The sequence below is a fragment of the Streptomyces sp. NPDC000880 genome (assembly GCF_053599675.1).
The window spans coordinates 1-18,615 of sequence record NZ_JBSFMS010000139.1 but is presented as its reverse complement, the minus strand read 5'-3'; the positions used below and the strand labels follow the sequence as shown (position 1 = coordinate 18,615).

General features: G+C 68.9%; 21 protein-coding genes and 1 pseudogene. 11 read left to right on the top strand and 11 right to left on the bottom strand.

Translation table 11 applies throughout. The annotated features are described in order from the left end of the window. The 3 genes and pseudogenes from ACWDO5_RS30640 to ACWDO5_RS30630 form a co-directional block, all read right to left on the bottom strand. Positions 1-1,592 (bottom strand): annotated as a pseudogene (locus tag ACWDO5_RS30640) (hypothetical protein); the annotation flags it as partial. Next, positions 1,589-1,918 (bottom strand): hypothetical protein, encoded by a 330-nt coding sequence (locus tag ACWDO5_RS30635; protein ID WP_450533690.1) that lies wholly within the window; start codon positions 1,916-1,918, stop codon positions 1,589-1,591. The gene ACWDO5_RS30635 and the pseudogene ACWDO5_RS30640, both read right to left, overlap by 4 nt. A 43-nt stretch (positions 1,919-1,961) precedes the next feature. Then, complete coding sequence (locus ACWDO5_RS30630) at positions 1,962-2,639, bottom strand: RNA polymerase sigma factor (protein WP_450533688.1); 678 nt, start codon at positions 2,637-2,639, stop codon at positions 1,962-1,964. 253 nt (positions 2,640-2,892) lie between these two features. Here ACWDO5_RS30630 and ACWDO5_RS30625 point away from each other — a divergent pair, with 253 nt between their 5' ends. Then, complete coding sequence (locus ACWDO5_RS30625) at positions 2,893-3,153, top strand: hypothetical protein (protein WP_450533687.1); 261 nt, start codon at positions 2,893-2,895, stop codon at positions 3,151-3,153. 260 nt (positions 3,154-3,413) lie between these two features. Here ACWDO5_RS30625 and ACWDO5_RS30620 read toward each other — a convergent pair whose 3' ends face one another. Beyond that, positions 3,414-4,772: a helix-turn-helix domain-containing protein gene (locus tag ACWDO5_RS30620; protein ID WP_450533686.1), complete on the bottom strand. Its 1,359-nt coding sequence runs from the start codon at positions 4,770-4,772 to the stop codon at positions 3,414-3,416. A gap of 292 nt (positions 4,773-5,064) precedes the next feature. Between ACWDO5_RS30620 and ACWDO5_RS30615 the strand changes: the two genes are divergently transcribed. Together ACWDO5_RS30615 and ACWDO5_RS30610 are read left to right on the top strand one after the other, a co-directional pair. After that, on the top strand, positions 5,065-5,316 hold the full coding sequence (locus tag ACWDO5_RS30615; RefSeq protein ID WP_450533685.1) for a hypothetical protein: 252 nt from the start codon (positions 5,065-5,067) through the stop codon (positions 5,314-5,316). Beyond that, on the top strand, positions 5,313-5,630 hold the full coding sequence (locus ACWDO5_RS30610) for a type II toxin-antitoxin system PemK/MazF family toxin (protein ID WP_450533684.1): 318 nt from the start codon (positions 5,313-5,315) through the stop codon (positions 5,628-5,630). The genes ACWDO5_RS30615 and ACWDO5_RS30610 overlap by 4 nt, the downstream gene beginning before the upstream one ends. A gap of 50 nt (positions 5,631-5,680) precedes the next feature. Here ACWDO5_RS30610 and ACWDO5_RS30605 read toward each other — a convergent pair whose 3' ends face one another. After that, entirely contained in the window at positions 5,681-6,157 is a 477-nt protein-coding gene (locus tag ACWDO5_RS30605; protein WP_450533682.1) for a hypothetical protein, read from the bottom strand. Between the two features lie 369 nt (positions 6,158-6,526). Between ACWDO5_RS30605 and ACWDO5_RS30600 the strand changes: the two genes are divergently transcribed. The 7 genes from ACWDO5_RS30600 (at position 6,527) to ACWDO5_RS30570 (ending at position 13,282) form a co-directional block, all read left to right on the top strand. Next, the gene (locus ACWDO5_RS30600; protein ID WP_450533681.1) at positions 6,527-7,123 is read left to right on the top strand and encodes a helix-turn-helix domain-containing protein; all 597 of its coding nucleotides are present in this window, start codon (positions 6,527-6,529) and stop codon (positions 7,121-7,123) included. Positions 7,124-7,155: 32 nt separating this feature from the next. Then, complete coding sequence (locus ACWDO5_RS30595; RefSeq protein WP_450533691.1) at positions 7,156-7,695, top strand: toxin-antitoxin system, toxin component; 540 nt, start codon at positions 7,156-7,158, stop codon at positions 7,693-7,695. 2 nt (positions 7,696-7,697) lie between these two features. Further along, a complete protein-coding gene (locus ACWDO5_RS30590) occupies positions 7,698-8,888 on the top strand; it encodes an MAB_1171c family putative transporter (protein WP_450533680.1) in 1,191 nt (396 codons plus the stop codon). Next, entirely contained in the window at positions 8,885-10,306 is a 1,422-nt protein-coding gene (locus tag ACWDO5_RS30585; RefSeq protein ID WP_450533679.1) for an FAD-dependent monooxygenase, read from the top strand. The genes ACWDO5_RS30590 and ACWDO5_RS30585 overlap by 4 nt, the downstream gene beginning before the upstream one ends. 152 nt (positions 10,307-10,458) lie before the next feature. Then, positions 10,459-11,373 (top strand): ParA family protein, encoded by a 915-nt coding sequence (locus tag ACWDO5_RS30580; RefSeq protein WP_450533678.1) that lies wholly within the window; start codon positions 10,459-10,461, stop codon positions 11,371-11,373. Continuing rightward, positions 11,370-12,281 (top strand): hypothetical protein, encoded by a 912-nt coding sequence (locus ACWDO5_RS30575; protein WP_450533677.1) that lies wholly within the window; start codon positions 11,370-11,372, stop codon positions 12,279-12,281. The genes ACWDO5_RS30580 and ACWDO5_RS30575 overlap by 4 nt, the downstream gene beginning before the upstream one ends. A 311-nt stretch (positions 12,282-12,592) precedes the next feature. Further along, complete coding sequence (locus ACWDO5_RS30570; RefSeq protein WP_450533675.1) at positions 12,593-13,282, top strand: hypothetical protein; 690 nt, start codon at positions 12,593-12,595, stop codon at positions 13,280-13,282. Between the two features lie 72 nt (positions 13,283-13,354). Here the strand turns inward: ACWDO5_RS30570 and ACWDO5_RS30565 are convergent, their stop codons facing one another. The 6 genes from ACWDO5_RS30565 to ACWDO5_RS30540 form a co-directional block, all read right to left on the bottom strand. After that, complete coding sequence (locus ACWDO5_RS30565) at positions 13,355-13,798, bottom strand: hypothetical protein (RefSeq protein WP_450533673.1); 444 nt, start codon at positions 13,796-13,798, stop codon at positions 13,355-13,357. A gap of 92 nt (positions 13,799-13,890) precedes the next feature. Continuing rightward, a complete protein-coding gene (locus ACWDO5_RS30560; protein ID WP_450533672.1) occupies positions 13,891-14,631 on the bottom strand; it encodes a hypothetical protein in 741 nt (246 codons plus the stop codon). 90 nt (positions 14,632-14,721) lie between these two features. Continuing rightward, positions 14,722-15,147, bottom strand: a complete 426-nt coding sequence (locus ACWDO5_RS30555; protein WP_450533671.1) for a hypothetical protein — start codon at positions 15,145-15,147, stop codon at positions 14,722-14,724. A gap of 149 nt (positions 15,148-15,296) precedes the next feature. Then, positions 15,297-16,811: a hypothetical protein gene (locus ACWDO5_RS30550; protein WP_450533670.1), complete on the bottom strand. Its 1,515-nt coding sequence runs from the start codon at positions 16,809-16,811 to the stop codon at positions 15,297-15,299. 62 nt (positions 16,812-16,873) lie between these two features. Then, the gene (locus tag ACWDO5_RS30545) at positions 16,874-17,227 is read right to left on the bottom strand and encodes a hypothetical protein (RefSeq protein WP_450533669.1); all 354 of its coding nucleotides are present in this window, start codon (positions 17,225-17,227) and stop codon (positions 16,874-16,876) included. Between the two features lie 175 nt (positions 17,228-17,402). Next, a complete protein-coding gene (locus ACWDO5_RS30540) occupies positions 17,403-17,777 on the bottom strand; it encodes a hypothetical protein (RefSeq protein WP_450533668.1) in 375 nt (124 codons plus the stop codon). Between the two features lie 268 nt (positions 17,778-18,045). Between ACWDO5_RS30540 and ACWDO5_RS30535 the strand changes: the two genes are divergently transcribed. Next, positions 18,046-18,549: a hypothetical protein gene (locus ACWDO5_RS30535; protein WP_450533667.1), complete on the top strand. Its 504-nt coding sequence runs from the start codon at positions 18,046-18,048 to the stop codon at positions 18,547-18,549. Positions 18,550-18,615 lie beyond the last annotated feature (66 nt).

The window sequence follows — 18,615 nt, the reverse complement described above, 5'->3', positions numbered from 1 at the left end:
GGACCTGGGCAAGCTGGCGGAGCACCTGTCGCCGGCAGGCTCAGCAGCTCATCGTCCCGGCCGATGTCGTCGACTGGCCCGGTTCCCGAGCCCGGAGCGTCCTCGAGGGGCGGGGCCTCATCTGTGTCCCCGGGCTCGTCAACTTCGGGCACCGGCGCTGGATCGGGCTGTTCCGGCGCAGGCGTTGGGTCCGGCGTTGGCTCCGGGGGCGGGGCCAGGTCGGGCTGCGGGTCCGGCTGCGGGTCCGGCTGCGGGTCCGGCTGCGGGTCCGGCTGCGGCTCGGGCTGCGGCTCGGGCTGCGGGTCGGGCTCGTCCTGCGGCTCCGGCTGTGGCTCCGGCTCGGGCTGCGGCTCGGGCTGCGGGTCGGGCTGCGGGTCGGGCTCGTCCTGCGGCTCGTCCTGCGGCTCCGGCTCCGGCTGCGGCTCCGGCTGCGGCTCCGGCTGCGGCTCCGGCTGCGGCTCTGGTTCCGGCTGCGGCTCTGGTTCCGGCTCGGGCGTCGGCTCCACTGTCGTGGTGTCCCCGGGGCCCTCGGTCGGCGGAGCTGTGACTGGGCGGGGATCGTAGCCAGCAGCGATGGCCACGATGTCCTCACCGCCAGACCAAACCGACGACGCCTCCGTATCGATGCCGAGGACCATGAGAGCCGCCATCATCACTGGCTCTGTGACCGGCGCGTCGTCGTGCGCGGCAACCATCTGCTGAACTTCGTTCTCGTCCAGGCCAAGGGTGCCGAGTGTGAGCGCCGCCAGGCGGGGCGGCAGCGGCGTGGCTTCGCCCATCGGTGCCTGACCACCGCCGGGCCGGCCCTCCTGCAGGAGGTGCCCGTACTCCCTGATCCGGTCGGGGTCAGTACCCCACAGGGCGTAGCGCCCGTGCACCTCCAGGCCCGGAAACAGCTCGGTGGTGCCGCCCTGCCGAGCCCAAATCTTCGCGTACGCGGCGTCGTTGAAGATCCTCAGCCCGACGCGCTCAGAGCCGTACGAAAAGGTGAAGATCGTCGAGTCGGGGCCGGTGGCCGCCGTAGTCGACATCACCATGCCATCGGCGTCCGTGCACTCGGCCCGGAGCGGGCTGATCGGCACACAGTCGATGCTCCCCGCGCCGGAGAAGTACATGAACGGCGGATCGGTGAACGGGGCTGCCGTGTCGGCCGACTTGGGCGTGGTATCAGGGGCAGTGGCCTGTACCGCGGGCTGGTTGTCGTCGACGTTGGTGTAGCGGCCCAGGGCCCAACTCGCGGCAAGCGCTGGCAAGAGCGCCGCGGCGATGGCTATCTGGCGCCGGCGCTTCTTGCTGACACGCGGCGGCGCCTCGTCGGCAGGCTTCGCCGCGGGCGCATCCACGCTCGGCACCGGGGGTTGGTGGACGCCGAGCAGGGCGTCAAAGTCCGGGAACTCGGGGCACTGCTCCCTGACGAGCCGTTCAGCGTCCTCGAGCGTGATCTCGGGCAGCACGTTGCGCACGTGCCGCACGGCCGTGCTGAAAGCCTGCGGGCGCAGGAATAGCTGCCGCGAACCGTTGTGGACGACGTGCATCCCGTCGACGGGGAAGTCGCCTACCGTGATCTCGAGGCGGGGTTGGGCGGTGCTCAACTCTGATGGTCCCTTGACCTGCGATCGAGGATGGCGGCGATCTGCTCGGCCGCTTCCTCCCTGCGATCGGGGGTGATCTCTTCCAGGTCGGAGAGGACGAGTAGGCCGCCGCCGGGAAGGGCTACTTCCTGCCGGTGGAGCTCGGTCTCCTCCAGGCCGTCGCCGCTGCCGGCGTCGTCGCGGGTCTCCACCGGGTTCAAGGTCCGCATGAACTCGCGCATCATCGCGTCGTGGGTGGCCTGGATCCTGGCGGGGCTGCGCCGGTAGCCGGGTGCCAAGGCTCCCGCCGCGGCGACTGCGCGTCGAGTGTCCTGGCCGTGGGGCATGGGGCCACCGTTCAGGGCCCGCTCCAGGCGATCAGATGCCTGGTCAGCGCGTCGGAACATGAGCCCCTGCCTCTCGTGTCTCCACCCGTGTACCGACAACTCTTCCTCTGCCCGCTGAAATGGTCAGCAGTTCTTCCACCAGCTCGGCGGAGGAGTCCCCCTCAGGCAGCACCTGGGCGAGTCTGCGCAGTGACCGTAGCGTCAGGGTGCGCACCGCGCCCTCACTCTTGCCCATGATCTGCGCAGTATCCCCCGGGCCAAGCCCGTCGAAGAATCGAAGCCTAAGGCATTCGCTCTGTTCGGACCGAAGCTTCCCCATTTGCTCCGCGATGGCCTTGGACAGGGCCTGGCGCTCGGCGTGCTGGTGCGGGGTGAGCCCCGGGCGCGGCTGGTCGAGCTGGAGGTGATCGGCGTGCAGAACTTCGGTAGGCCGACGCTGCACGGCGCGCAAATGGTCGAGCGCGGTATTGCGGGTGATGGTGTGCAGCCATGCCATCAGGTTGGTGCCGGGCCGGTAACGGCTCACGTTCTGTGTGACTTTGAACCAGACCTCTTGGGCCAGGTCCTCGGCGGTGTGGGTGTCGCGGACGTATTGCCGCACCCAGTTGAAGACGGTGGTGTTCAGGCGCATGTAGACGGCGCTCATGGCGGCCGGAGCGTCTGCCCCGCCTGCCGCGGCGCGCGCGATGAGCTGGTCAACGGTGTCGGTGGTGTCGGTCACGGCGTGATGTCCCCCCAAGATGCCGGTCGTGCGCCGGCTCGCAGCCTGAACAGACCAGCAACCCGACTGGGTCGTGGAGGATCGTCTTCCGCTGCAGCGCTCAGGCAGCATAACTGGCCGCCCCCTTCACGCCATTGAACGGGCGAACGATGGTGCACTCTCATCGCTGTACCGTATTGTGCGTGCTTTGCAGACGACGCCGGCGGAGCAACCCGGCGCGCGCCTGTCCCCGAATCAGAAGGAGCACGGCGCCATGCTCATCTCCGCACCTGCAGCACCCACGGCCGAACACCTCGTCGACGAGGCGCTGATGCGCTTTCCCTACGACGAGTGGATCCCGATGCCGGACGCTGCCCGGCATGTCCGCGACCAGGGCCTGCCCCGCCGCTTCCTCACCACCGTCGTGCGCACCGGACGGCGCCGCGGAGTGCTGCGCACCCGCAAGACGCCCGAGGTCCACTTCGTCATGCGCATCCATGACGCGCCGCGCAGACAGCCGGCGCCGCCGCTCTAGGGATCTTTCTGATAACGGGCCAGGGCCAGCCTTCCCCCCTTTGCCAGCCTGCGCCGCAAGGCGCGAAGACTGCGCGCGCGAAAAGCAGCCATTGAGGGAGGGTGGCCCTGGCCCGTTATCAAGACGGGGACCGCCCCGCCGAGCGGAAGGCCTCCGAGGAGCTGCTCGCCGCGTACACCCGCCTCGGCAACCGGGAGGCCGGCACCCTCGAGGAGCAGGCTGACCGCCCGCCCGGACCAACCCGGGGCGGGCGGTGCCGTTCAGGGGGCCACGCACTGGAAGCACGCCGTGCCCTTGATGAACCGGTCCCCGTGCTGGTCGCACACCTCGAACTCGACTGCCTCGGGCGCTACTTCGCAGCGCTCGCAATGGGTGCCGGGCTGCACGAACTTGTGGCACAGCGGGCACTTGGGCCAGCCCGCGCACTCCGGGCACAGGTCCGTGCCCGTCGGCGTGAAGATCGGGTTGCGGCAGTCGGTGCAGTCGGCCCAGCGGTGCCGGTGAATGAAGGCGTCGATGTCCCCGTCGTCGTACCGGCGGGGCATCGGGGTGGACGCGTCCCGCTTGGCCGCGGCGTACCGCTCCCAGTAGCCCTCTCCGGCCTCCGGATCCCGGGGCGCGGGCATCGGGATGTGCCGGGGCAGGGGCGTGCTCGAGAGATCCCGCAGGCGCCGGGAGATCACAGCACCAACGGAACGGGTCTGCTCCGGCAGCGGCCGCAGCAGCGCGGTGAGGATCAGGTCCTGGGGCCACTCCTCCAGGAGCAGGCCGTCGACGACCCGCGCCTGGTCCTGCAGAACCTTTCCAGTGAGCAGCAGCTCCGGCCGCTTGTGGCCGAGACCGAGCAGCAGGTCGACGCCAGGTGTCCGCTCGACGGCTCGCGCCTGCCGCTTCTGGGTAGGAGTGTCGATGGGCTGGCCGTCCGTCCCTCCCTCCCTTTCTGCGGGTGCCGTGGAGCCGTTGGAACCTACGGAGGGAAGGGGCGAGTCAGTGGTGCGGGTACTAGGGGTGGGTTGGGTGACTACAAGTCGCCCCCCTTCGGACTTCAAGTCACCCCTCTCTGGACTTGTAGTCACCCCCTGACTTGTAGTCGCCCCTTTTTCGGGGTTCTCCACAGGGGTGACTTCCTGTCGCCCCCCCTCGGAGGGGCCGTTTTCCACAGGGGTGACTTCCTGTCGCCCCTCTTGGTCGTCGCCCGCGGAGCCGCCGCTGGCGTCCCTGTTCGGCTTCGGCTTGCCCTTGTCGGCGCGCGTCTTCTTGGGCGGAGCGGGGGCGATGGCAGGTCGGTCGGCGCGGGTGAGTGGCGCTCGGCCGATGCGGGTCCGGAAGGAGTTGGTGCGCTCGATGTCCCGGAACCACTCGTGGGGGATCAGGAGGTCGTAGACCGTCGGCCGCCGGTGCTCCGGGATGTAAAGGGCCGCGCGCTGGTCGCCCTCGGCGATCAGCTTCCGCTCCACCATGGCGGCGAGTGACCGCTGCACGGTGCGCGTGCTGATCTTGGCGTAGTTAGCGATCGTCTTCACCGATGGGAAGGCGTTGCAGCCGTCTTCGTCGGCGGCTTCGGCAAGGCACGTGAGCGTGCCCCACTCGTTGATGTCTGCCGTGGGCGCGTCCTTCATTGCCCACAGAATCGGGTCGAGGCTCACTGTCGCTCTCTCTGGCTGAAAAGGTACAGAGAGACAGGAACTGCGCATTGCGAATATCACAGATGGGCGCGGAAGCTCAGGGTCCGCGCCGAGCTACCTGTATGCTCGCCGCTAAGCAGTCCCTACCCCCCTTTGGCGAGGTACCGGGTGGGAAGTCGGGGCATCAACCGGGCCAGGTTGGTGCCCCTTCTGCATGTGTGCCGCTACTTTGGGTGGCGGCGATCACACCTTACACCCGTGTCCTCCGAACGGTAGGATGGATGGCATGACGACTCAGAACGCGTCGGAAGAGACATCCGAGACGCAGGCCAGGAAGAAGCTCAGCATCACGCTCTCCCCCGACGTGGCGCGTCGCGCGAAGCTGGCCGGCGGGAAGAACTTCTCTGGCTTCGTCGAGCAGGCCCTTGAGGAGAAGCTGCTGCACGACGGGATGCTGGAGTACGCGCGTCTGCGTGCCCTGGACTCCGCGGACGACCTGTTCGAGGCCGCCGAGTCGGACATCGAGGCCGCCGCGTGAGTGAGATCCAGCGGGGGGCGGTGTGGCGTGTGCCCACCGTGGGTCGGGATCGCACCGTCGTGATCATCGAGAACAACGCCGTGATCCGGCTGCACCCGGGCGGCATCCTGTGTGCCCTGATCCAGGAGGCCGAGGACGCGTTGGACACTCTCGTCACCGTCCCGATCACCATCCCCGTGCACGGCGTCGTCATGGCCCCTGACGTAGCCGCGTTCCGCCCCAAGCGGTTTGAGGAGGGCAAGCTCCTCGGCCACCTCTCCGGCGAGGACATGGAACGCGTGGAGCGGGCCCTGCGTGCTGTCCTCGACCTTTAGCTCCAGACCGCCGATCACTGCCCCCGCCGCTTCGTTGGTCGGGGGCATCGTCATGTTCGGACCGCTACAGCGGCCCAGGTGACCAGGCCGCCGTGGTCGCCGGCGTACTGCCCCATCTCGTCTGCCACCCGGCGTACCAGGTACAGGCCTGGCTCCTCCTCGGGCGTCGGCAGCGCGCGGCCCATGTCGCCGACGGAGACGGTGATGTGGCTGCCGTCGTAGGCCATCTTCCCCACCAGGTCGAGACTGGCCCGGTGCCGTGCGGTGACGTCGACCAGCTCGGTCAGTACCGACTCCACCGCGCTGCACAACGCGGCCGAGTCCGGGACGCCCTGCAGGGACATCGGCAGCGTCATCCGGGCCATCGCTGTGGCCTGCTCGATGGCCTGCACGGGCGTCGCCTCGGGGCCGATGGTGAAGTCGATACAGCTTTCCATGCTGGTGGCCAGCCACGGTGCGGTGCACATGGTGGACGCCGCGCTGGTGGCTGCGGCCCGGTTCGAGGGGGTGGCGTCAGAGATCGTCACGGTGCATCCCTTCCAGGGTCGACCCGATCGAATGCTAGTTCGATACGGTCTGATGGTGGGAAGGCTACGTGGCTTGATCGTCTTGCGTCTTGCGTCTCGCGGCGCGTCGCGTGTTGGACGGGCGTGCATGGGCTCCCCCGCGTCTGTCGTGGCCCGGGTCTCGTCTTGGCAATGGGGAGGAAACGTGTCGGCGATGTGGCGGACCGGAGTTCCCCCCTCCGAATGCGGATCTTGCTATGACCGGGCACACGCTGTCAACGAACGTTTTCGATCAGGCAACGATCGTTTTCAAATCATGGTTCCTTTGCAGGTAGGCGCATAGTCTTGAGTCCCACCAAGTTGATCATTTCTATCCATGGGAGACCCCCGGTGAGTGAGTCTTACGCTCCCCTCCCCGAGACGCTTGCGCGCATTGGCGAGTTGATCTCCAAGCACGGCCTTGACCGCAGCAGCGTCCTCAATGCCAAGGACCTGTCGTACGAGACCGGCATCCCACCCCGACAGGTGCAGGCCCTGCTCGACGGAAAGAACGTGGCCCAGGAGGGCGTTGAGACCCGCATCCGGCGCCGCGTCCGCTTCCTGTACGACACCCGGCTCCCCGAAGGCAGCAACGACCCGTACGACGTCAAGGAGATCGCGGCCGGCATCGGCGTCTCCCCGGTGTGGGTGCGCAAGATGCTCAACGGCGAGGTGACCCCGAACATGGCGCACGCCCACGGGCTCATGAAGTTCTTCGGCGTCGACGAGGGACTGGACTTCCTTTCCGCCGAACCGGCCGACGCCCTGAACCGCGCGCTTCAGCCGGCCCTCAAGAACCTCGAGGGCCCGACCGATCCGATCGCAGCCCTCATGTCCCGTCACGGCCTGGTGTCGGTCGCCGCCAGGGGCCGGGCCCTGACAAGCCAGCAGGAAGCTGCAGTTGTCAGCATGATTACCGCACTCATGGATTCGGAGAGCTCTCGTTGAGCGTCGCCAAGGACATGCGCAGGCAGATGAACATGCGCAAGCTGATGTCCGCACTCACGTCGTCGATCTCCGGCGGCCTCCGCATCCCTGCAGACCCCCGCGAGCTGTGCGAAGCGCTGTGCACCGCGATGAGCGAGCGCCGCGGCCGCCCCATCACCCTGAAGATGACCGGCATCCCTCCCGAGGTCGGCGTGACTGGTCTGTGGCTCGCCCTCGAGGCCAGCGACATTGTTGTCGTCGAGGAGCGCGCCGAGCCGGAACACCAGCTCGTCATCCTCGGACACGAGCTCTGGCACATGGAGGCCGGACACTGCGGCAACCACGTAGGCGGAGCTGAAGTCGCGGCCCGCGCCCTGCCGGACGCCAACTGGGATGACTCTCTCCTGACCGTCGCAGCCCGCACCCACTTCAAGGAAGCCGACGAAAGCGAGGCAGAGGCATTCGGCCTGCTCCTCGGCAGCCGGTTTCGCTCGTGGCTCGCCGGACCCAACTCCCGCGGACCGCACAGCAGAGACGCCATCGAGGGCCGCATCGAAGCCTCCCTCGGCTACCGCCGCGGGCTCCAGGGCTGACCATGGGACCCTCCGGCATCAACATCGCCTTTGCCATACCCGCGCTGGTCCTGACGATCGCCTTCTTCATCAAGCTGCCCAGCATCATTCGCTTCTGGAGCGACCCGCTTCTCAAAGCCGTCGGCGGGCTCCTCGTTCTCGCCTGTGCCGTCTTCCTGTTCGCGGCACCGCCGACCATCGCCAAAGTCAACGACCTCACCGGCGTGGTGAACTTCTCCGCGCCGTGGGTCTACACCCTGCTGACAGCGTTCTGTGCCGCCTGCCTCGTGCTGATCATCACCTGGCGCGGCGGCCCGCCGGCGAAGATCCGACGGTCCGTCTGGTGGGTCGTCACCACCTACACCACGGTGATCATCGCCCTGTGGGTGCTCTTCGCCCTCGCCGACGTGTCCGTCGAACGAGTCCGGGACATCGACACCTACTACGCGAACACCCTGTACATGCGCGAGCTGATCGTGCTGTACCTGGTGGCGCACATGGTCGCCTGCGTCATCACCTCGCTCCTGATCTGGAACTGGGAGCGCCGCGTCGAAGGATGGCTGCGAAGCGGACTGGTCTTCCTCGGCATCGGCTACGTGCTGAACCTCGGCTACGACTCCGTCAAGTTCGGAGCCATCATCGCCCGCTGGAACGACACCAACATGGACTGGCTCAGCACCCACGTAGCGCCGCCCGTCGCCTGCGTGTCCGCACTGCTGATCGCCGTCGGCTTCATCCTCCCGCACGCTGGGCCCCGCCTGAGAGAGCGCTGGGCCACCCGCACCAGCTACCGGCGCCTTGCCGCCCTCAACCAGACCCTGCGCCCCGTCATCCCGCCCACCGCGGTGGTCCAGCTCCGCATGTTCTCCTCCAAGGAACTGCACCTGATGCACCGCCAGACGTTCATCCGTGACGCCCTGCTGCAGCTCGCCCCGTTCGTCGACGAGGAGCTGCGCCAACGGGCTGAGACGGAAGCGCTCCGCACCGGCGCATCGGCCGATGACGCGCAGGGGCTTGCCGCGGCCGTGGCGCTCCTGGCCGCTATCGACGCCAAGCGTTCAACGCCCGACGACGACACAACCCCCCGGGCGTCAACGCCGCTCAACGACACCATGCGCAACATCGAGGCGATCTCCTGCGCCCTGAGTAAACCCGCCACCGTCGACGTGGTCCGCCAGCGCGCGGCCGCCATGCAAGAGAGCCAGCGCCCATGAACGACACCGAGACCGCCGCCGACGCTCACAGACCGCCCCATCGCCCGCGTACAGCCGTCGTGCTCGGTGGCGGCCTGGCCGGCATCCTCGCCGCCAGCGCCCTGTCCAACTACGCACACGTCACCGTCGTAGAGCGGGACACGCTGCCGCGTGCCGCCACCCCCCGGAAGGGCTCACCGCAGGCACGCCACGCGCACCTGCTGTGGTCCGGCGGAGCCGAGGCGATCGAGGCACTCGTTCCCGGCACCCTCCAGCGTCTACTCGACCGCGGCGCGCACCGCGTACCGCTGCCCACCGGCATGGTCGCCTACAGCCCGCGGGGCTGGTTCCGGCGCTGGGACGAGTCGCACTACATGATGCTCGCCAGTCGTGACCTTCTGGACTGGACAGTCCGCGAGCGTGTACTCGCCTCCGAGCAGGTCACCGTCGTCGAGCGAGCCGAAGTCCTCGGCCTGGAGGGAACCGCCGGCACCGTCACCGGAGTCCGTATCCGCCGCGGTGACGGCACGGAGACCGTCCTCACGGCAGACCTCGTCATCGACACCACGGGCCGCGCCTCACGGGCCCCGGAGTGGCTCGCTCACCTGGGCTACGCCCCGCCCAAGGAAGAGGAAGTCAACTCGCGGCTCGTCTACGCCAGCCGCGTCTACCGCGCCCCCGAAAAGGCCCGCGCAGGCTTCCCCGTCGTCAACGTCCAAGCCGACTCCCGCAGCTCCGGCCCCGGCCAGGCAGGCACCGTCCTGCCCATCGAGGACGGACGGTGGCTCGTCACCCTCTCCGGCACCCGCGGCGGTGAACCCACCAAGGATCCCGAGGCCTTCGAGCCCTTCGCCCGACGGCTGCGCCACCCGATCGTGGCCGACCTCATCGCCAACGCCGAACCTCTCACCGAGGTATCGGTCACCCGCAACACCGGCAACTGTCGCCGCTTCTACGAGAAGCTCACCGCCTGGCCGGAAGGATTCGTCGTCATCGGGGACGCGGTCGCCGCGTACAACCCCATCTACGGGCACGGCATGTCCGTCGCCGCGCAGAGCGTCGCCGCCATCCTCGAGACGGTTTCCCGGCAGGGATGGGCAACACCCGGGCTCGCCCGACGGATCCAGAAGGCCGTTGCCCGGCCCGTGTCCGCGGCGTGGAACCTCGCGATCGGGCAGGACATCCACTACCCCGGCGCAACGGAGAACGGGCCGGACCTACTCGCGAAGGGCATGGCCGCATTCGTCGACCGGCTGATCCTCACCTCCACCGGCAACGGCCGCGTCGCCCGACGGGTGACCGATGTGATGACGCTGCAGCGCGGGTCGCACGTCCTGGTGACGCCGTCGATCCTGCTGGCCGCCGTCCTCGGCCCTCTCCGGCCGCAGTTGCAGGGACCGCCGCTCACCACCGAGGAGTTCATCGCCGCCGGCCACTGAACCCCACCCGGAACCATGCCGACGGGCCCCGTGCAGATGCGCGCGGGGCCCTCCTCATTTCAAGATCGTTCTTGCCCAATTGTGCAACCGAACGGACCCAGTACGAGGGAGCTGGCCCGAATAGGGCCGTGGATCTGACTATCGTCCCTCCCATGACAGAAACCACCACGGCGCCCACGATCGGCGCCCAGGCCCCCGGCGACTCCCCGTCGCCCGACAAGGAGACGGAGCAACAGCGACAGGAACGCGTCCGCGCGGACCTCGAGCAGAACCGTCCTGACTCCTGCCGCATCATCGCGATGTGTAACCAGAAGGGCGGCGTCGGCAAGACGACGACGACGATCAACCTCGGCGGCTCCCTCGCCGAGCACGGCCGCCGCGTCCTCCTCGCCGACGGCGACCCCCAGTGCAACCTCACCGAGGGCTTCCGTATCAAGCCACCCGGCCCCAACGACCTGACGCAGGCGAAGGTGGTCATCGACGCCCTCGACCCTGTCCCGCTCGTCCGCGAGACGAAAGTGCCCGGGATCTACGTCCTCCCGGCGAGCCTCGACATGGCCGGCCTCTCCAGCGACCTCCGCGACACGGGAAACGGCCTGATGCTGTACCGCATCATGCTGGACAAGCTGCGCGAGTTCTTCGACGACATCCTGGTCGACCAGCGTCCCGCGCTGGAGCTGGACACAGACTCACAACTCGTCGGGTCGGACGGCGCGATCATAATGACCGACGTCGACGAATGGGCGATGAAGGGGCTCACCCGGCAGCTCGCCCAGCACAAGAAGGCCATGGCACGCGCCCAGCGCGGCGACGACTTCGACGTCTTGGGTCTGGTCATCGGCCGCATCCAGAAGCCCATGGGGAACTTCGACGCCGAGGTCTACAAGCTGCTGCAGAACCACCCCCGGGTGCGTTGCCTCGGCGAGGTACCCGTCCGTGCGGCAGACCTCAAGGAAGCCCGGAACAAGGGGCTGCCCGTGACGCACTACAAGAAGACGGCACGCAGCGACACCGCCGACTTCTTCCGCAAAATCGCCTCGAACGCAGGGCTGGTGAAGGCGGCATGACCGACACGGAATTCGAACTCGGGTGGGGCAACGAGGACGAGCCGGAGGAGACCGCAAACACCCTCACCGCCGTCGACACCACCCGCGACGCCCAGCACAGGCAGACCCAGGCCACGCTCATCGCCGAGCACGTCGCCGCGGCCGTCGAGGAAGCACGGCCCGGCCTGGACAAGATCCCCGACCCGGTCGAGCCCGCCGGGGAGGGCGAGCTCACCGCCGAGGAGGAGCAGCGGTTCGCGCTCTGCACCGACGGCATCGCCCTCCACGACATCGCGTGGTTCATGCTGGGCAAGAGCCTGGACACCATCGCCACCGGCCGACTGTTCCGCCGTACCCCGCACAAGCTCGAGCCGGAGCGCTACTACGCCACGATCGAGGAGTGGGCCGAGGTCGAGAAAGGCATCTCGGTCTCCCAGTGCAGCAAACTCCGCGCGGCCTGGGAGCTCGGGGAGGTCCTCATGGCCCGCGGCTACTCCTCCAACCCGGGCCAGGTCCGCGAGATCGTGCCTGTGAAAAACGCGTACGGCCTCAACGGCGCCATCGCGGTCTACGTCCTGGTGGCCGACACCGTGGGGACGGACAAGGTCACGGCCGATCGCCTGCGCCAGACAGTCAAGATGCTGCCGGGCGACCTGCAACTCGACCAGGACGACGACCCCGACGTCCTGGCCAAGACCATCAAGGGCGTCCTGGTCGGCGAGCTGCCGGCATCGCCCACGCCCGCGATCCCGCCCGCTGTTCGCCGGGCCGTCGACCGCCGGGCCGTCGACCTGGCGAACTTTCTCGACCGCAGCCGCATCCCGCGCACGGAGGTCGAGCGGCACCTCCTGGAGGCGTTCGCCGACGAGGACGACAACACGGTGTTCGAGGCGGTGCTCGGCCGGATGAAGAAGAAGCCGACGCAGTAGGCAGCACACGCACAAACGCACGGAGGCCCGGCCAAATGTGGTGGCCGGGCCTTCGTGCGTTATGGAACTACCGTGCAGCATAGGCCAGTTCGCCGAACACCGGAACTGCCCACATGGGCGCAGGTCAGACGGCGCGGGCGTCAGGTCGTCGATGACGGCGGTCCAAGCAGGGTCCGTTGGCGCTTGGCCTGAACGGCGCCTGCGTTGCGGGATGCACCAAGTAGGCGAAGAAACCCCGCGCCTGTCCTGATGATCCCCGATGTTCGGTTTCTGCTTCCCCCCGCCCTGTGCCGGATGCGATCCTGCGCCGTATGAGAGCTATGAGCGGGGTGGGGTCTGTCGCGGCCGGATTAGCTGCGGTGGTGCTGGTGTCGGGGTGTGCGGGCGGAGGTGATGAGCCGGACGCGGAGCCGAGTACGCCGGTGACCTCGAGCACGCCGCCGCCGGTGGAGGTGCCTGCGGGGCCAACGTATCCGGACACACCGGAGGGCGACTTCGACCGGATGGCCGACGGTAAGGGCTGGATGGTCGACAGCTTGTATGAGGGGTCAGCGGCGCGGTTCGTGCATGCCATCTGCGATTCGATACCGGCGGGCGGGAATGAGAGGCCTGCGCCGCAGGGGCTGGCGGAGGGCGGGAACTTTGACGGCGACGGGAAGGCCATCCTGCAGGCCGGTATCCCCGAGTTTTGTCCGCAGCATGAGGGCGTGTTGAAGCAGGCGGTGTCTGGGGACTACGACCGGTGGTTCGCGGACGGCACGTATGTGGTGGAGGCGAAGCTGGGGCCGTCGGATCCGGAGACGGGCGAGCATGGGATCACGCCGGGCACGTACCGGACGACGGACAAGGTCGAGGACTGTTACTGGGAGCGGACCTCGAAGTCTGGGGAGATCCTGGACAACCAGTTCGCGACGGCCGCACAGGAGATCACGGTGACGGTCCGGTCCGGCGATGGGTCGTTCACGACGCAAGGGTGCGGCACCTGGAGGCCAGTGAAGTAAGAGCCCCGACCGCCTCGTTGTGGCTTTTGGTCTCACCTTGGCTGAACTCGGGGAGGCGTCGGCGGGGATGGATCAGCTGGCGGGGTGCTCGCACGTCTCGTGGTCGTAGCAGCGGCATCGGCCGCAGTCGACGCACATGTGATCGTGCTCGGTGCCGCAGTGGCCGCAGCCTCCGGAAAGGGCGATGTCGAGGCTGTCGGCGAAGATGCCGCGGTCGATGGGGTTGGCCATCGCCTCGGCGAAGTTGGCGGGCGGCGGCGTCAGCTCGGGGACGGACTGCTGCTCGAGGCTGCGCAGCGCGAGTTCGGTGATCAGGGGGATGTTCCGCAACGCCTGCGTGATCGGGAATCGGAAGTACATGTCGCAGGCCTGCATGGCGCGGCTCAGCAGCGGGTTACTCCCGTGGGTGAAGCGCAGGGCCAGCGGTTCCGCCGTGAGCTGCGGAACCGCGGCCGGCGACAGCTTCACCTCGGCGAGGGCGGAACGGGCGGGGGACTTGGTGAGGCTGACGCGCATGGGTTCGTCTCCGTTCAGGTGTGCGGGGGTGGGGCCCGGCCGGGGCGCAGTGGGGGTGCGCCCCGGCCGGTATGCCGATGTGGCAGGGAGGGCTACGCGCCGCTGGCGATGGCGACCGCGGCCGACTGCTGCACCTCGCTGGACCGGAGCCGCCGGTAGGACAGTCCGCCCTCACGTCGCGAGTACAAGCGGGCCTCGGGGATTCGCTCGGCTGCGGCCTGCGCCTGCTTCGCGGTGGGCGCCTCGACTTGGGCCACTTCCTTGCCCGCACGGTTGGTGACGGTCCACCAGTCGGTGGCCTCGCCCGGGGCGGCGGGCGGCAGCTCCGGAAGGGGCTGCAGGTCGGCGAGCGGGACACGGATGGTCTTGCCGTACCGGCCGCTGAGCGCCTTGACCAGCCCGTCGCGCTCGGGGCGGCCGAGGAGCACCACGACGTCCCGGTATCCGCGTCCGTCGTCGTCCTGCGGCTCGTATACGGCCGCCTCGGGCAGGTGCGGGCCATGGGCAACCATCGGGGGCGGCACGGTGCCTGTGGCGGGCTCGGCGGGGGTCGGCTGGACGGTCTTGGCGTTCTGCCGTTCGCGGAAGCGCTCGGCGGCCTTCACGCCGTGGTGGGTGAGGCGGAAGTGCGTATTCGGCGTGTGTCTGGTGCCCAGGTCCAAGAGCGTGCCGTCGTTGCGGTACTGCAGCAGCCACTGGCGCTCGTGCATCAGGTCGATGGTTGCGCCCCGGGCGTCGGAGGGGATGCGGTGCTCCTTGTCGGCGAGCGCGGCGAGGAGAAGCCCGCCCTGGTATGCGGTGGGGGCGGCGGTGATGCTGATGTTGCTGGCCATGGCGACGACATCCTTACGGCGGTGTGTGGTGGTGGCTGAGGGTGCTGGGGCGCGGCGGTGAACGTCGCGCCCCGGCGGAGTGGGGAGTGGTCAGGGCTGGACGTCGGTGACGTCGTAGAAGCTGGCCAGGCCCCGCGTGAACCGCTCCAGGGAGAGGGGGAGGGTCGGGCTGGCGAACTCGCCGCGCACAGCGGCCTCGTAGGCGATTTCCGCCATGGCGCGGCCCGCCATGTCGAAGGCGCCGTACTGGAGCACGGACCAGTAGTCGACGGCGTACCGCACGCGCTGGGTGACGGGGTCGATGTACTCGACGCACCGGATGATCAGGTCTTCGGTGCCTTCGGCCCCGACGATGGTGGACTCCCGCAGCTTCAGGCCCCCGAGCAGGTTGAACTGGTAGGCGGCCTCCTGCTCGGCGGTGATGTCCGCCGGGCCCTCGGAGTTGAGGAGGATGCGGGGCGCGCCGTACTCGGCGGCGAGCTCCGGGAGCGGCTTGACGGCCAGGGCAGCATTCATGGGCGTTCCTTCCTTCGGGACTGTGGCGGTTGCTCTCCGCCAACAAGCAAAAGAGTACAGCAATGAGACTCGCATGGGTAGTAGTCCCAAGGAATCAACCCCGAACGTCCCTACGGGCCCCAGTGCTGTACTCGTTTCCCGGGCGGGGGTCAGGCGATCAGGGTCACGCCGCCGATGGTCTTCGCCCGCCGGATCAGGGGGACGCCGCTGGTACGGCGCCGCGCGGCCGGCTCCGGCAGCTCCCGGACCGGCTCACCCACCGTGCCGACCCGGCCCGTGAGTTGCAGCCAACGGGCCTCGAAGTGCTTGCGCTGCTTGTCGTGCACTCCGGCCGGAGCCGCCACCAGGTACGCGGACGTCGTGGGGAAGCCGTCGCCCTCGGCCAGGTAGCGCGCCCGCTCGATACCGGAGTGCTCCCCGCGCTCCAGGGCCATGCCGTGCTCGTCGGCCAGGTCGCGGAGGTGGAGCTGCGCCCCGTGGCGCGACCCTTCCCACACCGTGCGCACGGACCGCCACGCCTGCCCCTTCACTGCCTTGCCCCTGCAGCCGTCCGGGCCGGAGCACCAGGGCGCGAAGTTCCCGGCCGGGTGGTCCTCGCGGCACTGGGCGGTACGGGGCTGACGGCACCACCAGCGCGACGACCGGCACGCCTTGCCGTGCCACTCCCGGCAGTCCGCGGTCCGGGCGGCGAAGTAGATGCGCCGCACCTCGTACACCGCGTACGGGGCCTGATCCATCGACAGCTCGAACGCGCTGAGCACCGCAGTGTTCCGGCCGTCCTCAGTGAGCCGCTTCCGCAGGGACGTCGTGCCGTACAGGGCCACCTTCTCGTTCAGGGCCTGGCTGACGTACTCCATGCGCAGCACGTCCGCAGCGATGTGCGGGTGAGCGCGCAGCCGGTCCTCATGGGCGTCGCGGGACGCGCACACGCCACTGAACGGGCACTGCGCGCAGTACGACTTCTTCACCCGCTCGCCGAGCCGCCCCAGGACGTATGCCTCCACCGCGGCTCGGTCCATCCCGGCATGGATCAGCGGGTAGTACGGCTCACAGATGGTGCGCCCGGCCGCCGTGTTCAACTGGCGCTGTATGTCGCTGTCCTTCTCGGCGCGCCCCAGCTCCCCAGCGTGGTATCCGATGGTCCGGCGGAAGCTGGCCGTGCCGAACTCCGCCTCGGCCCACTGGTCAAGGCACCAGCCCTTGAACTTAATCGAACATGTGCGCCGTCCAGATGCCATCTGCGGCACGGTGCCGGCCGCACGCAGCTCATCCGACAGGCGCCACGGGCCCTGAGCGAAGATCCGTCGCGGCGTACGGGAGTCGTCCAGGATGACCACGCCTTCGGCATCCTCCGGCCCGCCCCGGGCGATCTGCACCAGCCGAACCCCCGCCCTGCGCAGCAACGGCAACACCAGACGGTCCACGTAGCTCAGGGAGTCGGGCCACTCGTCACCGGTCACCGCATGCACGACCACCAGGTCCGACAGATCCCGCGCGAGGCCGTACCGCTCCGGGTCCGAGAGGAACTGCAGCAGGATCGCCGTGCTGTCCGCCCCCAGTCCGTACGACAGGACGGTAATGCCGGACCGGCGGGGACCGGAGTCGACAGCGGCCGGGCGTACGGGGGTTGCGGCGGGCAGCTCGAACAGGGCAGGGGCAGACACGGGCGTTCCTTCGGAGATCCGGCGGCGGCCGGGACGGGCAGGGAGCTGGGGGACGGACGGGCTCAGCTACGGCGCAGCAGCCGGGGCAGCAGGGAACGGCGGCCACGGCGCTCGTACGCCCGGACCATCGCGGCGATGACGACCGGGTCCGGGGAGTGGTGCCACTCGACCTTGATGACCACGCACTCCCGCGGGTGAACGCCGGGCCGGTCCAGGCAGAGGCTCGCCCCGCTCGGGTTGGACTTCCACAGCAGCCAGGCGTGATCGGTCTCGAAGCTCCGCTCGTACAGCTCCACCGACCGGGCGGGCGGCAGACCCAACAACCGGGCCACCTCGTCGGTGAACGACACGAACGAGGGGACGGCGGACGACAGCGGGCCACGGGGGTGCGACTGGAGCCAAGCAGGGAGCGCCATGAGAGAGGGAACCTTCCGGTGAGCGGCCGGCCCGCCAGGCAGGCAGACGGCCGAGAGAACGGGGCAGGAGGACAGGCAGACGGGGTTTCTGGACTTTCTGGACCGTTCCATCGCGCGCGGGCGCGTATGGGCTGTGTGGCGCCGCCCGTCGACCGCACGGGCGGCGCCGGTCTGGTCAGGCGTCAGAGCGGCCGAAGGCGGCGTTCTCGGCTTCCGTGACCGCCAGGGTGTTGAAGTAGGCGCGGCGGGCCAGGCCGGCGGCGTGCGCGGCGCTCACGGCGTAGAGCTCCACCAGGCCGATGCCGGGGTACCCGTCGCACTCGTTGAGGATGTCCAGCTTCTGCATGGCGCGCTCCACGTCGTGGGTGGCGGCGCGTTCGACGCAGAGGACGTCGCGGGTGTGGGGCGCGGCGTCGGGCGCCCACTGGCCTTCGTCGTCGGCGATGACGAAGAACAGCGCGGTGAGCTTGGCGAGCTGGGGGCGGTAGGCCGGGGCGCGGTCCATGTCCTCGGGGCGGGGCTCCGGGGTCTTGTCCAGGGTGACGGGCATTTTCGTGTTCCTTCAGTTCGGGCGGTCCCCGGTTGCTCTCCGGAGATCGGCGGGTTTCCCTGCCGACAGGTAAAACAGTACAGAAGTAAGACTGATACTGAAAGGGGATCGCTCAAGTTCCCTGTAAGCGATGGTGAATGGTGCTGCTCCGAACCTTCTCAGTCTCATCGCTGTACTTTTCTGCCCGGGGGTGTGTAACTTCTCAACCACGCCCCAACCGGCGCCCCGGGAGAGCAACCCGGGGAACTTCCGAACCGAAGGACACCCAATGCGCATCCTGCACCGCATCTTCCGCAGCCCCCGTCCGGCCGCGATCTTCGCCGCTGCCGTGGCCGTGATGGTTCTCGGGACGCTCGCTTCCCTCTCCTCCACCCCGTCCGCCGCTCAGGCCGGCCCCGCCCCGACCGTGACCGCGGCTGCCGTACTGCCCGGTGACGACAACCGGGACGGCATCGTCGACGAAGACGAATCGGGCTGGGACTGCCGCACCATGGGCAACCGCCAGTGCGGCCCCATCGCCGAGCCGCTGCCCACGGGCGTCGCCATCGCGGCCCCGATCGAGTGCGAGCACAACGACGCCCCGCAGGACGTGTTCCGCCTCTGCCTGACGGTCGCTGCGCAGCCCGCGTACGAGTGGACCAACCCCGACGGCTCCAAGGTCGGCAACCCCGACGGGCGCGCCCTGATCCGGGACCTCGAGGAGCAGCCGGGCACGCCCGAATGGGCCGACGCTCTGCGGGCCCTGGACGCCGAGTACCGCGCCAACCGCTGACCTCCCACCCTGCCGGGGGCGCGAAAAAGACCATCTCTCGCATTATGGTGCTATGGGGGATAGTCT

Excerpts from the sequence above, each read along its gene's own strand:
- ACWDO5_RS30635 (WP_450533690.1), bottom strand. The coding sequence starts at position 1,918 with ATGCCCCACGGCCAGGACACTCGACGCGCAGTCGCCGCGGCGGGAGCC.
- ACWDO5_RS30625 (WP_450533687.1), top strand. The coding sequence starts at position 2,893 with ATGCTCATCTCCGCACCTGCAGCACCCACGGCCGAACACCTCGTCGAC.
- ACWDO5_RS30620 (WP_450533686.1), bottom strand. The coding sequence starts at position 4,772 with ATGAAGGACGCGCCCACGGCAGACATCAACGAGTGGGGCACGCTCACG.
- ACWDO5_RS30615 (WP_450533685.1), top strand. The coding sequence starts at position 5,065 with ATGACGACTCAGAACGCGTCGGAAGAGACATCCGAGACGCAGGCCAGG.
- ACWDO5_RS30595 (WP_450533691.1), top strand. The coding sequence starts at position 7,156 with ATGCGCAAGCTGATGTCCGCACTCACGTCGTCGATCTCCGGCGGCCTC.
- ACWDO5_RS30590 (WP_450533680.1), top strand. The coding sequence starts at position 7,698 with ATGGGACCCTCCGGCATCAACATCGCCTTTGCCATACCCGCGCTGGTC.
- ACWDO5_RS30585 (WP_450533679.1), top strand. The coding sequence starts at position 8,885 with ATGAACGACACCGAGACCGCCGCCGACGCTCACAGACCGCCCCATCGC.
- ACWDO5_RS30580 (WP_450533678.1), top strand. The coding sequence starts at position 10,459 with ATGACAGAAACCACCACGGCGCCCACGATCGGCGCCCAGGCCCCCGGC.
- ACWDO5_RS30575 (WP_450533677.1), top strand. The coding sequence starts at position 11,370 with ATGACCGACACGGAATTCGAACTCGGGTGGGGCAACGAGGACGAGCCG.
- ACWDO5_RS30570 (WP_450533675.1), top strand. The coding sequence starts at position 12,593 with ATGAGAGCTATGAGCGGGGTGGGGTCTGTCGCGGCCGGATTAGCTGCG.
- ACWDO5_RS30565 (WP_450533673.1), bottom strand. The coding sequence starts at position 13,798 with ATGCGCGTCAGCCTCACCAAGTCCCCCGCCCGTTCCGCCCTCGCCGAG.
- ACWDO5_RS30560 (WP_450533672.1), bottom strand. The coding sequence starts at position 14,631 with ATGGCCAGCAACATCAGCATCACCGCCGCCCCCACCGCATACCAGGGC.
- ACWDO5_RS30555 (WP_450533671.1), bottom strand. The coding sequence starts at position 15,147 with ATGAATGCTGCCCTGGCCGTCAAGCCGCTCCCGGAGCTCGCCGCCGAG.
- ACWDO5_RS30545 (WP_450533669.1), bottom strand. The coding sequence starts at position 17,227 with ATGGCGCTCCCTGCTTGGCTCCAGTCGCACCCCCGTGGCCCGCTGTCG.
- ACWDO5_RS30540 (WP_450533668.1), bottom strand. The coding sequence starts at position 17,777 with ATGCCCGTCACCCTGGACAAGACCCCGGAGCCCCGCCCCGAGGACATG.
- ACWDO5_RS30535 (WP_450533667.1), top strand. The coding sequence starts at position 18,046 with ATGCGCATCCTGCACCGCATCTTCCGCAGCCCCCGTCCGGCCGCGATC.